This window comes from Salinisphaera orenii subsp. orenii MK-B5 (assembly GCF_003788635.1).
Classification (GTDB): domain Bacteria; phylum Pseudomonadota; class Gammaproteobacteria; order Nevskiales; family Salinisphaeraceae; genus Salinisphaera; species Salinisphaera orenii.
In genome coordinates this window covers 1-13033 of the sequence record NZ_AYKH01000027.1, presented here as the reverse complement: position 1 = coordinate 13033, position 13033 = coordinate 1, and the positions used below count along the sequence as shown (strand labels likewise).

Annotated in this window: 15 protein-coding genes, 1 tRNA gene and 1 pseudogene; 15 read left to right on the top strand and 2 right to left on the bottom strand. The window is 66.9% G+C overall.

Translation table 11 applies throughout. The features are described 5' to 3' along the window. The first annotated feature begins 61 nt into the window (after positions 1–61). From SAOR_RS11935 to SAOR_RS11865, 15 genes are all read left to right on the top strand, one after another. Positions 62–1906 (top strand): KUP/HAK/KT family potassium transporter, encoded by a 1845-nt coding sequence (locus SAOR_RS11935; RefSeq protein ID WP_123631626.1) that lies wholly within the window; start codon positions 62–64, stop codon positions 1904–1906. A 62-nt stretch (positions 1907–1968) separates the two neighbouring features. Then, positions 1969–2718 (top strand): YebC/PmpR family DNA-binding transcriptional regulator, encoded by a 750-nt coding sequence (locus tag SAOR_RS11930; RefSeq protein ID WP_123631625.1) that lies wholly within the window; start codon positions 1969–1971, stop codon positions 2716–2718. Between the two features lie 6 nt (positions 2719–2724). Next, positions 2725–3237, top strand: a complete 513-nt coding sequence (ruvC, locus tag SAOR_RS11925; protein ID WP_123631624.1) for a crossover junction endodeoxyribonuclease RuvC — start codon at positions 2725–2727, stop codon at positions 3235–3237. Beyond that, positions 3234–3845, top strand: a complete 612-nt coding sequence (gene ruvA, locus SAOR_RS11920) for a Holliday junction branch migration protein RuvA (RefSeq protein ID WP_123631623.1) — start codon at positions 3234–3236, stop codon at positions 3843–3845. Before ruvC ends, ruvA begins: the two co-directional genes overlap by 4 nt. Beyond that, positions 3842–4888, top strand: coding sequence for a Holliday junction branch migration DNA helicase RuvB (gene ruvB / locus SAOR_RS11915; protein WP_123631622.1), 1047 nt, complete (start codon positions 3842–3844; stop codon positions 4886–4888). The genes ruvA and ruvB overlap by 4 nt, the downstream gene beginning before the upstream one ends. After that, positions 4881–5303 carry a tol-pal system-associated acyl-CoA thioesterase gene (gene ybgC / locus SAOR_RS11910; RefSeq protein WP_123631621.1) on the top strand — a complete coding sequence of 141 codons (423 nt, stop codon included), beginning with the start codon at positions 4881–4883 and terminating at the stop codon, positions 5301–5303. The genes ruvB and ybgC overlap by 8 nt, the downstream gene beginning before the upstream one ends. Further along, on the top strand, positions 5300–6055 hold the full coding sequence (gene tolQ, locus SAOR_RS11905; protein ID WP_123591717.1) for a protein TolQ: 756 nt from the start codon (positions 5300–5302) through the stop codon (positions 6053–6055). The genes ybgC and tolQ overlap by 4 nt, the downstream gene beginning before the upstream one ends. Before the next feature lie 27 nt (positions 6056–6082). Further along, on the top strand, positions 6083–6520 hold the full coding sequence (gene tolR, locus SAOR_RS11900) for a protein TolR (RefSeq protein ID WP_221177950.1): 438 nt from the start codon (positions 6083–6085) through the stop codon (positions 6518–6520). Between the two features lie 4 nt (positions 6521–6524). After that, entirely contained in the window at positions 6525–7685 is a 1161-nt protein-coding gene (tolA, locus tag SAOR_RS11895) for a cell envelope integrity protein TolA (protein WP_123631620.1), read from the top strand. After that, the gene (tolB, locus tag SAOR_RS11890; protein ID WP_123631619.1) at positions 7682–8992 is read left to right on the top strand and encodes a Tol-Pal system beta propeller repeat protein TolB; all 1311 of its coding nucleotides are present in this window, start codon (positions 7682–7684) and stop codon (positions 8990–8992) included. The genes tolA and tolB overlap by 4 nt, the downstream gene beginning before the upstream one ends. Before the next feature lie 80 nt (positions 8993–9072). Next, a complete protein-coding gene (gene pal, locus SAOR_RS11885; protein WP_245965462.1) occupies positions 9073–9645 on the top strand; it encodes a peptidoglycan-associated lipoprotein Pal in 573 nt (190 codons plus the stop codon). Between the two features lie 36 nt (positions 9646–9681). Next, on the top strand, positions 9682–10497 hold the full coding sequence (ybgF, locus tag SAOR_RS11880) for a tol-pal system protein YbgF (protein ID WP_245965461.1): 816 nt from the start codon (positions 9682–9684) through the stop codon (positions 10495–10497). Further along, positions 10498–11211, top strand: a complete 714-nt coding sequence (gene queE, locus SAOR_RS11875) for a 7-carboxy-7-deazaguanine synthase QueE (RefSeq protein ID WP_123631616.1) — start codon at positions 10498–10500, stop codon at positions 11209–11211. It begins immediately after the preceding gene. After that, positions 11208–11909 carry a 7-cyano-7-deazaguanine synthase QueC gene (queC, locus tag SAOR_RS11870; protein WP_123631615.1) on the top strand — a complete coding sequence of 234 codons (702 nt, stop codon included), beginning with the start codon at positions 11208–11210 and terminating at the stop codon, positions 11907–11909. The genes queE and queC overlap by 4 nt, the downstream gene beginning before the upstream one ends. 57 nt (positions 11910–11966) lie before the next feature. Beyond that, positions 11967–12042, top strand: a tRNA-Lys gene (locus tag SAOR_RS11865). A gap of 145 nt (positions 12043–12187) precedes the next feature. Here the strand turns inward: SAOR_RS11865 and SAOR_RS11860 are convergent. Further along, complete coding sequence (locus tag SAOR_RS11860) at positions 12188–12532, bottom strand: hypothetical protein (protein WP_123631614.1); 345 nt, start codon at positions 12530–12532, stop codon at positions 12188–12190. A gap of 122 nt (positions 12533–12654) precedes the next feature. Beyond that, positions 12655–13033, bottom strand: a pseudogene (locus tag SAOR_RS11855) (hypothetical protein); the annotation flags it as partial.

Sequence of the window (13033 nt, the reverse complement as noted above, 5' to 3'; positions counted from 1 at the left end):
GGGTAACGGCAACGACGCAAGCCACGCGGCCGGTGAAGACAGCGACAGCGGCGGGCAGCGCCTGCCGTTTCTCTGTCTCGCGGCGCTGGGCATCGTCTACGGCGACATCGGCACGAGCCCGATCTACGCCCTGCGCGAGGCCTTCTATGCGCACGACGGCATCGCGGTCGCGCCGGCCAACATCTACGGTGTGCTGTCGCTGATCTTCTGGGCGTTGATCATCGTCATCTCGATCAAGTATCTGACGGTGGTCATGCGTGCGGGCAACAACGGCGAGGGCGGTATCATCGCCCTCGTCGCGCTCCTAAATCCCTGGAAGACGGAAAAGACGAGCCGACGCTACCTGCTGATGCTGCTGGGTCTGTTCGGCGCCGCGCTGCTCTACGGCGACGGCACCATCACCCCCGCGATATCGGTCCTGAGCGCGATCGAAGGGCTGGAAGTCGCGACCCCGGCCTTCACGCCCTACGTGGTGCCGATCACGATCGCGATACTCGTGGGCCTGTTCCTGATCCAGAAACGCGGCACTGCGGCCGTCGGTTCGCTGTTCGGGCCGGTGATGCTGGTGTGGTTCTCTGCGCTCGCGTTGCTCGGTGCGGCCAGCATCATCGAGCACCCGACGGTACTGGCCGCGCTCAACCCGGCCCATGCCGTGCAGTTCTTCGCCGCCAACGGCACGGCGGCGTTCTTCGTGCTGGGCACGGTGTTTCTGGTGGTCACCGGCGGCGAGGCGCTGTACGCGGACATGGGCCATTTCGGCATCACGCCGATCCGTATCGCCTGGTTCGGTCTCGTATTGCCGGCTCTGGTGCTCAACTACTTCGGGCAGGGCGCGCTCATGCTCGAGAACCCGGATCTGCGACAGCCCTTCTACGAAATGGCGCCGTCCTGGGGGCTGTATCCGCTCGTGGGGCTCGCCACGCTGGCCACGGTCATCGCTTCGCAGGCGGTCATCTCCGGCGTCTTCTCGCTCACCCGCCAGGCCGTCCAGCTCGGCCAGCTGCCGCGCCTGAACATCGTGCAGACGTCGCGCCAGTCCTACGGCCAGATCTACATCCCGGCGGTGAACTGGATCCTGATGATCGCGACCATCGGTCTGGTGATCGGTTTCGGCAGTTCCAGCAATCTGGCCGCGGCCTACGGCGTGGCCGTATCGATGGACATGGTGATCACCACGATCCTGGCGTTCTTCGTCGCCTATCGCTGGGACTGGTCGCCGCGGCTGGCCGGCGTGATTGCGGCGGTGCTGCTCGTGGTCGATCTGGCCTTCTTCGGGGCCAATCTGTTCAAGGTGCCGGACGGTGGCTGGTACCCGCTCGCGCTCGCCGCCGCGATCTTCTTCTTGATGGCGACCTGGCGGCGCGGCCGGGAGCTGGTCGGGCGGCAGCTGCGCGAGGACACCGAGCCGCTGGAGGACTTCATCGCCGGGCTCGACGACGACGCCTATCGCATCGACGGTAGCGCCATCTTCATGACCGACGCCGGCCCCCGGACGCCGCCGATGCTGCTGCATCACCTGCGCCACAACCGCGTGCTGCACGAACAGGTGATCCTGCTGACCGTCTACACCCAGGATGTGCCACAGGTGCCGGCGGCGCGCCGGATGGAGATCGAGGATCTCGGTCGCGGCTTCGTCCGCGTCCAGCTGCACTACGGCTTCATGCAGGCGACCAACGTGCCCGTGGCGCTGCGTTTCGCCAGCGAGTTCGGGCTCGATGTCGATCTCGAGGAGAGCACCTTCTACGTCGGGCGCGAGACGCTGATCCCCACCACCGAGCGGCCGGGCATGTGGATCTGGCGCGAGCGGCTGTTCGCCTTCATGTCGCGGAACGCCAATCGCGCGACGGCCTACTACCGCATCCCGCCCGAGCGCGTGGTCGAGCTCGGCATCCAGATCGAGATATAGGCGCGGCCGGGGCGTGCGCGCCTGTTAGAATCAGGCGACTTTGGTAGCGCAGGACGAGCGTTATGGCAGGTCATAGCAAGTGGGCGAACATTCAGCACCGGAAGAACGCGCAGGACAAGAAGCGCGGCAAGATCTTCACCAAGCTGATTCGCGAGATCACCGTCGCCGCCCGCCTGGGCGGCGGGGACCCGAACGACAATCCCCGTCTGCGGCTGGCCTACGACAAGGCGCTGGCCGCGAACATGCCCAAGGACAACATCGAGCGTGCGATCAAGCGCGGCACGGGCGACGGCCAGGCCGACAGCTACGAGGAGATCCGTTACGAGGGCTATGGGCCCAGCGGCGCGGCGATCATGGTCGACTGCATGACCGATAACAAGAACCGTACGGTCTCCGAAATCCGCTACACCTTCGACCGCAACGGCGGCAATCTCGGCGCCGACGGATCGGTGGGCTATCTGTTCGACCGCAAGGGCGTGCTCACCTACGGCCCGGACATCGACGACGAGGCCGTGCTCTCGCCGGCGCTGGAGGCCGGGGCCGAGGATCTGGTGGAGTACGAGGACGGCTCCTTCGAGGTGCTGACCGCCCCCAACGACTACAGCGCAGTGAAGGCGGCGGTCGAGGCCGCTGGCTTCCCGCCCGCCGATGCCGATGTGACCATGCGTCCGGCAACCACCGTGGAGCTGGACGGCGATACCGCCCGGACCTGCATGAAGCTGATCGAATCGCTCGAGGATCTGGAGGACGTGCAGAACGTCTACACCAACGTCGAATTCGATGAAGCTTCGCTCGCCGAAGCGCCGGCCTGACGCGCCGTGCCGCGGATACTCGGCATCGATCCCGGCTCGACGATCACCGGCTATGCGGTGATCGAGGGCGATGCGTCGCTGTCGGCCCGGGTGATCGACTGCATTCGGCTGCCGCGGACCGACTTCCCGACCCGGCTCGGGTTGATCTTCTCGGGTCTGTCGGACGTGATCGCCGCGCACCAGCCCGACGAGATGGCCATCGAGGATGTGTTCGTCTCCCGCAATGCGGCCAGCGCGCTCAAGCTGGGCCAGGCGCGCGGCGCGGCCATCTGTGCCGCGGCCGCCCGGGGACTGGCGGTTTCGGAATACACCGCGACCCAGGTCAAGCAGGCGATCGTCGGGCGCGGCCACGCGGACAAGGTCCAGATCCAGCACATGATCGGCATGCTGCTCGGCGTGCGCGGCCCGCTCCAGGCCGATGCCGCCGACGCGGCCGCGGTGGCGGTATGCCACGCCCATCACGCGCGCACCGCCGGACGCATGCGGGTCGCGCCGACGGATACGGGACGACGCGCATGATCGGCCGGCTGCGTGGACACATCGTCGAAAAGCAGCCGCCGCGGCTGGTGCTCGACGTGGGCGGCGTGGGCTATGAGCTCGAAGCCCCCATGTCGACGTTCTTCACGCTCGGCCAGAGCAGCGGCGAGGTCACGCTGCTCACCCAGATGGTGGTGCGCGAGGATGCCCTGCTGCTCTACGGCTTCGCCAGTGCCGACGAACGCAGCCTGTTTCGGGAGCTGATCAAGGTCTCGGGTGTGGGCGCCAAGCTGGCGCTTACCGTGCTCTCCGGCATGAGCGTGGCCGATTTCGTGGCCACCATCGAGGCCGACGACACGGCCCGCCTGACCGGTCTGCCCGGCGTCGGCAAGAAGACCGCGGCGCGCCTGCTCGTGGAGATGCGCGACAAGCTCTCCGGCACCGGGCTCGCCCCGGCACTGTCGCCCACGCCGGTGGCGGCGGCCGACGGCACCGCGGCCGGCACTGCGATCGACGACGCGCGCCATGCCCTCATGGCGCTGGGCTACAAGCCCGCCGAGGCCGACCGGCTGATGCGCGGCCTCGATGACGAGGCCAACGACAGCGAGGCGCTGATCCGCGAGGCGCTGCGCCGGGCGGTGCGTTCGTGACCGAATCGGAACGTCTGATCGACCCGGACGCCCGCGGCGACGACGCGCGCATCGACCGCGCCCTGAGGCCCAAGGGGCTGGCTGAATACATCGGCCAGCCGGCGGTGCGCGAGCAGATGGAGATATTCGTCTCCGCGGCACGCGCCCGCGGCGAGGCGCTCGATCACGTGCTCATCTTCGGCCCGCCGGGCCTCGGCAAGACCACGCTCGCGCACGTGATCGCCAACGAAATGCAGGTCGGCTTTCGCCAGACTTCCGGCCCGGTGCTCGAGCGCCCGGGCGACCTGGCCGCGCTGCTGACCAACCTCGAGCCCAACGATGTCCTGTTCATCGACGAGATCCACCGCCTGGCCCCGGTCGTCGAGGAGGTGCTGTATCCCGCACTCGAGGACTACCAGATCGACATCGTCATCGGCGAGGGCCCGGCGGCACGTTCGATCAAGCTCGATCTGCCGCCGTTCACACTCGTCGGCGCCACCACGCGCGCCGGCGCGCTCACCTCGCCGCTGCGCGACCGCTTCGGCATCGTGCAGCGACTGGAGTTCTACAGCCAGGCGGATCTCGGCACGATCGTGGGCCGCTCGGCGGCCATTCTCGGCGTGGAGATCGCCGAAGGCGGCACCGCCGAGCTGGCCCGCCGCGCACGGGGCACGCCGCGGGTGGCCAACCGCCTGCTGCGGCGCGTGCGCGACTATGCCGAAGTCAAGGCCGACGGCCGGGTCAGCGAGGCCGTGGCGGCCCGGGCCATGGACATGCTCAAGGTCGACGACAACGGCTTCGACGTCATGGATCGCAAGCTCCTCGGTGCGCTGGTCGAGACCTTCGAGGGCGGTCCCGTCGGGGTGGACAGCCTCGCAGCGGCCATCGGCGAGGCGCGCGAGACCATCGAGGACGTCATCGAACCCTACCTGATCCAGCAGGGCTTCATGATGCGCACGCCGCGCGGGCGTGTCGCCACGCCCACAGCTTATCGGTACCACGGCCTGCCGGCGCCGGGCGGTGGCCCGGACGCGCCGGCCGACCTGTTCAACGGCGATGGCTGAGGACGCGGCGCCGAGTCCGTCGGTTGCAGCCCGCACGCGGGTGCGCGTGTTCTACGAGGACACCGACGCCACGGGGGTCGTCTACCACGCCAACTACCTGAAGTATTTCGAGCGCGCGCGCACGCTGTGGATGGAGTCGCGCGGGGCGACGCACCGCGCGCTCGCGGACACGCACGGCGTGGCCTTCACCCTGGCCGACGCGCAGGTGCGTTTCCGTGCGCCCGCGCGGCTGGACGACGAACTCGAGATCGTCACCGAAGTCATTGAACGACGGCGCGCACGCATTGTCTTTGCGCAGGAAATATACTGCGTGGATCGCCTGCTCATTAAGGCTCGATTCACGGTCGCCTGTGTCAGACTCCGCGGCTTCAAGCCGTGTGCGCTGCCACCCGAGCTGTACAAGGAGATGGAATGAGCGTCGCGACGGACATGTCTTTATGGGGGCTGGTCATGCAGGCCAGCCTGCTGGTTCAGCTCGTGATGCTGTCGCTGCTGCTGGCCTCCATCGCGTCCTGGGTCGTCATCTTCAGCAAGCGTCGTCTGTTCAAGCGCACCCGGGCCGAGATGGAGTGGTTCGAGGATCGCTTCTGGTCCGGCGGCAACATCAAGGACATCTATGACGAGACCGACCAGAGCGCCGGGGCATCGGAAGGCATGTCCGCGCTCTTCCGGGCGGGCTACGAGGAGCTGCGTCGCCAGCGCAAGCACGGCAACGCCTCGCCGCATGAGATCGTGCCTTCGGTGCAGCGGGCGATGCGGGTCGCCCTGTCGCGGGAACTCGAACGGCTCGAGCGCGGGCTGGCCCTGCTGGCGACGGTGGGTTCGATCAGTCCCTACGTCGGCCTGTTCGGCACGGTCTGGGGCATCATGAGTGCGTTCATCGCGCTCGGCAACGTCAAGCAGGCGAGCCTGGCGATGGTCGCCCCCGGCATCGCCGAGGCCCTGATCGCCACGGCGATGGGTCTTTTCGCCGCGATTCCGGCCGTGGTGGCCTACAACTTCTTCAGCAATCGCGTGGATTTTCTGGAGAACCGCTTCCAGACGTTCATGGAAGAGATGAGCGGGATCGTCGAGCGCGGCATGAGTGCCGCCAACCCCACGCCGCGGGCGGCCCCCAAGCCGCCGCCCGCCGATCCGGAGCCGGTGCGCCGGCCGCCGGAACTCTGAGCGCGACGGGAACCGACGATGCAATCGATGCGCATGCGGGGCAAACGCCGACTCAACGCCGAAATCAACGTCGTGCCCTATATCGACGTGATGCTGGTGCTGCTGATCATCTTCATGGTCACGGCGCCGCTGCTGACCAACGGCGTGGAGGTGGATCTGCCGGACGCGCCGGCGGAGACGCTCGATGTCGAGAACGACGAGGCGATCGTGCTGACGGTGACCGCGGACGGCGAGCTGTCGCTCAACGTGGGCGACAACCCCGACACGCCGCTGTCGCCGGGCGAAGTCCAGCGGATCGCGGCGCGGATCATCAGCGCCCGCCCGGACGCCCCCGTCGCGGTGCGCGGCGACGGCGCCGGCAGCTACGGCAACGTGGTTCGGGGCATGGTGATGCTTCAGCAGGCCGGGGCCGAGCGGGTCGGTCTGCTCACCGATCAGGTCGAAACGGACGGAGGTTCCGACTGAAGTGATGACAACGCTCCGGGACAACTGGCGCGCGGTCATTCTGGCTGTCGGCGTGCACGCAGTCGTCGCCGCGCTTCTCTTTGTCGGCGTCAATTTCGCCACGGATTCCGCGAGCTCGCGGGGCAATCGCGGCCAGGAAATCGTGCAGGCCCGGGTGATCGAGCCGGCCGGCGCCGATAAGGACGAGGCCTCGGATCCGTCGGCTTCCGACACTGAACCGACCGAGACCGAGTCGGAGCCCGAACCGGAAACCCCGAGTCCGGCCGAATCGGAGCAGGCCGAGGCGTCGGCAGAGGCGGAGGCCGAAGAGAAAAAGGCCGAGGCCGAACGGCGGGCCGAGGAACAACGGCGCGAAGCCGAGGCCAAGCGTCAGGCCGAAGCGAAAGCCGAAGCCGAGCGCAAGCGCGAAGCGGCCGAACGCGAGGCCGAGGCCGAAGCCGAGCGCAAGGCGAAGGAAGAGGCCGAGGCGGAACGCCGGGCCGAAGCCGAGGCCAAGCGCAAGGCGGAAGCGGAAGCCGAGCGCAAGGCCGAAGCGGAGGCCGAGCGAAAAGCCGAGGCCGAAGCCGAACGCGAGGCCGAGGAAGAGGCCAGAAAGCAGGCCGAGCGTGAAGCCCGGGAGAAAGCCGAACGTGAAGCCCGAGCAGAGGCTGAGCGCAAGGCCCGGGAAGAGGCCGAGCGCCAAGCACGCGAGGAAGCCGAGCGCAAGGCCCGTGAGGAGGCGCAGCGCAAGGCCGAAGCCGAGGCCGAGCGCAAGGCGAAAGCCGAAGCGGAACGGCGGGCCCGCGAAAAGGCGGCCCAGGAAGCCGCTGCCGCCGAGCAGCGTGCGCGGGAACGGGCGTTGCGCGAAGCCATGGCCCGGGAGGCCGCGGGGCGGCGCGATGCAGCGACCTCGCGCGAGCGTGGCGCCTACATACAGGCCATCAAGGATCGCGTGGAATCGAACTGGATCCGCCCGCCGGGCGCGAACGATATTTCCTGTAAAGTGCGCGTAGAGCAACTGCCGGGCGGGCAGATCTCGGGATTCGAGCTGCTGGGCAGCTGTGGCGGCGCGGCCGCCGAACGCTCGGTGGAACAGGCGATCCGCAAGTCCGATCCGCTGCCGCGTGCGCCCTCGGACGCGGTCTTCGAGTCAGAAATCGAGTTCAACTTCGAGCCGGATAAATGAAAGCAACGACGCCCCGATCGATCCTTTTAGGCACGGCCGCGCTGGCGCTGAGTCTGCTGGCGATCATGCCCGCACGCGCCGCGCTCCAGGTGGACATCACCGAAAGTGCGGACGGCGCGGTGCCGATCGCCATAGCGCCATTCGACTCGAGCGGCCAGACCTTGCCGCTGGATATCGCCCAGGTCGCCAGCGACGATCTCGAGTCGACCGGCCTGTTCGATGTCCTCGATCGAGACAGCATGGTCGCCACGCCGAGCGATCCCGATGAGGTCAACTATCAGAACTGGCGGAGCGCATCGGTCGACAACCTCGTCGTCGGCTCGGCCGAGGCCAACGGCAGCGGTGGGTATCGCATCCGCTTCGACCTGCTGGACGTCTACCAGGAGCGCTCGATCTCGAGTTTCCAGCTCAACGCGGGCGGTAACGAACTGCGCGATGCCGCACACACCATCGCGAATCTCGTCTACGAGAAATTCATCGGTGAGAAGGGCTACTTCCTCTCGCGGATCGCCTACATCACCATGGCGCAGGAGAGTGGCGGGCTGCGCTACCGGCTGATCGTCTCCGATTACGACGGCTACAACCCGGCGACGGTCTATTCCTCGCGCGACCCGATCATGTCGCCGGCCTGGTCGCCCGACGGCTCGAAACTCGCCTATGTGGCGTTCGACGTCGACCGGGGTCGTTCGAGCCTGCGGGTGCAGGATCTCGCCAGCGGCAACATCCGCGAGATCTCCGCGCGTGAGGGCATCAACGGCGCACCGGCCTGGTCGCCCGACGGCGACGCCCTGGCGCTGACGCTGTCCTATCGAGGCAATCCGGAGATCTACCGCTACGACCTGAATACCAATCAGCTGACGCAGCTGACCAATAACGGCGCCATCGATACCGAAGCCACCTGGTCTCCGGACGGCCAGCACATCGCCTTCACCTCGGATCGCGGCGGCAAGCCCCAGATCTATCGCATGCGCCGGGACGGCAGTCAGGTCGAGCGGATGACCTACGACGGCGAATCCAATCAGGGCGCGGACTTCTCACCCGATGGCGATAAGCTGGCCCTGGTCCAGAAGAGCGGGAGCGGTTTCCGCATTGCGGTGCAGGACCTCGAGACCAATAATATCCGTATCGTCAGCGAAGGCCCGCTGGACGACAGCCCGAACTTCGCACCGAACGGGCAGGCGATCATTTACGCCAAGCAAGGCCGCAATAACGAGCTGGCCACGGTTACGATCGACGGCGAGACCAAGACGCGCCTGTCCCAGAGCGGTGAGGTTCGCGAGCCGGCGTGGGGACCGCTCGGCTACTAGAGCCGACTCGAACTGATGCCACAATCACTAACGGCCTGGGGCCGATTCACCGTAAAGGAGTTCTTAAAGGGATGAGTGTCATGACCAATCAAGTGGGGCGGCGCTGTGCGCTGGCCGTTGTAATGGTGCTTGCCGCGTTCGCGCTTGCGGCCTGCGGCGGCAACAAGAACCTGCGCGACGGCGAGGATCTGCCGGCCGCCGGCATGGACGGCGGTGGCGATCAGGGCATGGGCATGCAGTCCGGCCGTGATATCGACGTGCGTGGTCTGGAAGGGATCGATCCCGAGGATCGCAGCATGTTCACCGACCCGGACAATCCGCTGTCCACCCGGATCATCTATTTCGACCTGGACAGCAGCGCGATTCCGTCGCGTTTCTCGCAGGCAATCTCCGCCCACGGTCGCTATCTGAGCGAGCATCCGGACGTCAACCTGCGTCTGGAAGGCCACACCGACGAGCGCGGCACCCGTGAATACAACGTCGCACTCGGCGAGCGTCGTGCCGAGTCGGTGCAGCAGGCACTGGTGCTGTCCGGCGCGAGCGACAGCCAGCTGTCCACGCTGTCGTTCGGCGAGGAACGCCCGGCTGAACTCGGCTCCGGTGAGGAAGCCTATTCGAAGAACCGCCGGGTCGAGTTCATCTACACCAAGTAGGCGATAATCATGCGTCACGCTCTATCGATAGCGGTCGTGACGGGGATCGTCGCGGTTTCGGCCGGGCTGAATGCCCGGCCGGCCGTGGCCGCGCCGTCCGATATGGACCAGCCGGTACGGGTCGCCCAGAACAGCAGCGGCGGGCCCAATGTGTTCTCGCTGCTGCAGGACATCCAGCGGCTGCAGGAGCAGGTCCGCGATCTGCGCGGTCAGATCGATACGCTGCAGTACAAGCTGCGCCAGAGCGAACAGGGCCAGCGCGATCTCTATCAGAACCTCGATAAACGGCTGAGCGCACTTGAGGACGGTGGCGCCGCTCGCGGCAATGATGCGAGCGACGAATTCCAGCCGATCGGCGAAAGCGACGCCGGTGCCGGCTCGGACTCGGGTGGCAGCTACGGAAGCTCCGGCGGCGGCTATGGCAGCACCGGGCAGGACGACACCGGCCGGTCGGCGTCGAGCGGCAGTGATTCGGGCGCCGCGGAGCAGGCCTACACGGCCGCGTTCGACGAACTCAAGAACGGCAAATACGACGCCGCGATCAGTGGCTTCGAGGATTTTCTCGACGCTCATCCGGAATCGCGCTACAGCGACAACGCCTGGTACTGGCTCGGCGAGGCGAACTACGTTAAGCGGAATTACGACGCCGCGCTGGAAGCCTTTCGAACCGTCGTCAACCGCTTCAAGGCAAGCGACAAGGTCGCGGGTTCGCTCTACAAGATCGGCGTAATCCAGGACGAACAGGGCGAGGCCGACAACGCGCGCGGCACGCTCCAGCGCGTGATCGATCAGTACCCGGACGACAACGCGGCGGAACTCGCTCGCAAGCGTCTGGACGCGATCGGAGGCTGAATGCCCGTGGCCCTGAGCCCCGGCGCCGGGGCCGCCAGGGCGCCCCGGGCCGCCGGGCGGCGCCCGGAACGCGTCGACGCGCTGCGGATCACCGAGATCTTCTGCTCGCTCCAGGGGGAAGCGCGCGATGCCGGGGCGCTCACCACCTTCGTTCGCCTCACGGGCTGCCCCCTTCGTTGCCATTACTGCGATACCGCCTACGCGTTCAGCGGTGGCGACTGGATGCCGCTGGACGCGATCATGCAGCGTGTTCGAACCCTGGAGGCGCGCCACGTCTGCGTCACCGGCGGCGAACCGCTGGCCCAGCCCAACTGTGCAGCGCTGGTTGGCCGACTGTGCAACGCCGGTTACCGGGTGTCCGTCGAGACGGCCGGGGCGCTGGATATCCGGGCCGTGGACAGCCGCGCGTCGCGCGTGGTCGATATCAAGACGCCCGACTCCGGCGAAGCGGCCCGCAACCGCTGGGACAACATCGAGGCGTTGACCGGTCACGATCAGCTGAAGTTCGTGATCTGTTCGCGGGCGGATTATGTCTGGGCGCGTGATCGCGTCGCCGAACTGCAGCTGCCGGCGGGCTGCGATGTCTGGTTCTCGCCGAGCAGCGAGCAGATGCCGGCCCGGGATCTCGCGGACTGGATCGTGGCCGATCGCCTGCCGGTGCGTTTCCAGTTGCAGCTGCACAAGCAGCTCTGGGGCGAGGCGCCGGGACGATGACGGTAGCGCAGGACACGGCCGATACGCCCCGCGCGGTCGTGCTCTTCTCCGGCGGGCTGGATTCGACCACCTGCCTCGCGGAAGCGGCCGCCGACGGCTGTGAGTGCCACGCGTTGAGCTTCGACTACGGCCAGCGCCACACCGCCGAGATCGAAGCCGCCCGGCGGATTGCGGCCGCAATGCCGCATGTCGCCGACCACAAGTGCGTGACGATCGATTTCGACGGCATGGGTGGCTCGGCCCTGACCGATCCCGCAATCGACGTGCCGGAGACAGCCACCAACGGCATCCCACCGACCTATGTGCCGGCGCGCAACACGGTGTTTCTGTCGATTGCGCTGGGGTGGGCCGAGATCCTGGAGGCCGAAGCGATCTATATCGGCGTGAATGCCGTCGACTATTCGGGCTATCCCGACTGTCGGCCTGCGTTCATCCAGGCGTTCGAGTCCCTGGCGTCGCTCGCGACCCGAGCGGCGGTGGAAACCGGTCGTGGTGTAGCGGTCCGCACGCCGCTCATGGAGCTCAGCAAGGCCGAGATCGTGCAGCGTGGCGCAGCCCTCGGGGTGGACTACGCCGACACCGTCACCTGTTATCAGGCCGACGCCGAGGGTCGTGCCTGCGGCCGCTGCGATGCCTGCCGTCTCCGGCGCCAGGGCTTTCGTGACGCCGGTATCGCGGACCCGACACGATATCGCTGAATGCACGCCACGGACGCTGATTTTCGGCGTCGGATCGGGTATCATGCGCGCCGATCGGGGCCGTTAGCTCAGTTGGTAGAGCAGTAGACTTTTAATCTATTGGTCGATGGTTCGAATCCATCACGGCCCACCATAAAATCAAAGACTTACGATAGCCGGCCAAGTGCCGGCTTTTCTGTGTCCGGCTGGTGTCCGGGTTGCGGGATCGTCTCGTGTCCGAAAAAAGCCCCCACCGGCACCGCCGACAGCGGCTATACCGACCGAGCGGGAGGGTTACGCTAGGCCCGCGCCTGAAAGCGATACATCAGCATCGTGCCGCCGGGGTTGACGGGTTGCAGGTCCACGAAGCTATAGCGCGTGCCGTCGATCTCGACTTTATCGGCTAGCTTCGGCTCGACCTCGCCATCCGTGGCAATCACGCCCACGCGGTCGCCGGTCTGCACCAGCGTATCGGCACGGTTTTCGAGCGTATAGCCGGTTTCGGCCAGCGTGATCGCAAACGCCTGTTCCTCGGTGACCGGATCGTAGGCCGGCCCGGTCGTGACGATGCGCACGATGGCCGCCGGCTTGCCGATGCGATGGATCAGCCGCTCGATGCGGGCTTGCATGCGGTCATAGTTCACGGCGGCTCACCTCGGCAGATAAGATGCTGGCCGCGCGCTGTGTGACACGTAGTTAGAGCACAACGCCGCCAGCCGTGCCGGTTCCTTTTCAATCCCGTGACTCAGCACTAAGACGGGTCCGCCTATATACCGGGCGGCTCGGCTGACGCAGCGCGTTGCTGCAACTCGGTCGCCACGCCGGAAAACGCCAGCGCGGCCTGTATCTGTTCCTCGGATAGGCCGGATTCTTTCGCCAGCGCCAGGCCCTGAAGCACGCCCGACAGGGCGCGGGCGCGGCCGCCGGCATCGAACGCCTGCAACGGCTGCAATACGTCGATCTCCGCCGTGGTCTCGAACTTCGCCGCCGCCTCGTTGGCAATCATCTTGGCGATGGGCTGTAACTGCCATTGCGCGAGATGGCGCTGTGCTTCGCGTACCGCCGGGCCGGTGACGTTCTCGTTCACCAGCGCGGGGAGGACGCCGTACGCGGCCATAACCGACGCTCTCGCGGCTTTCAGCGTC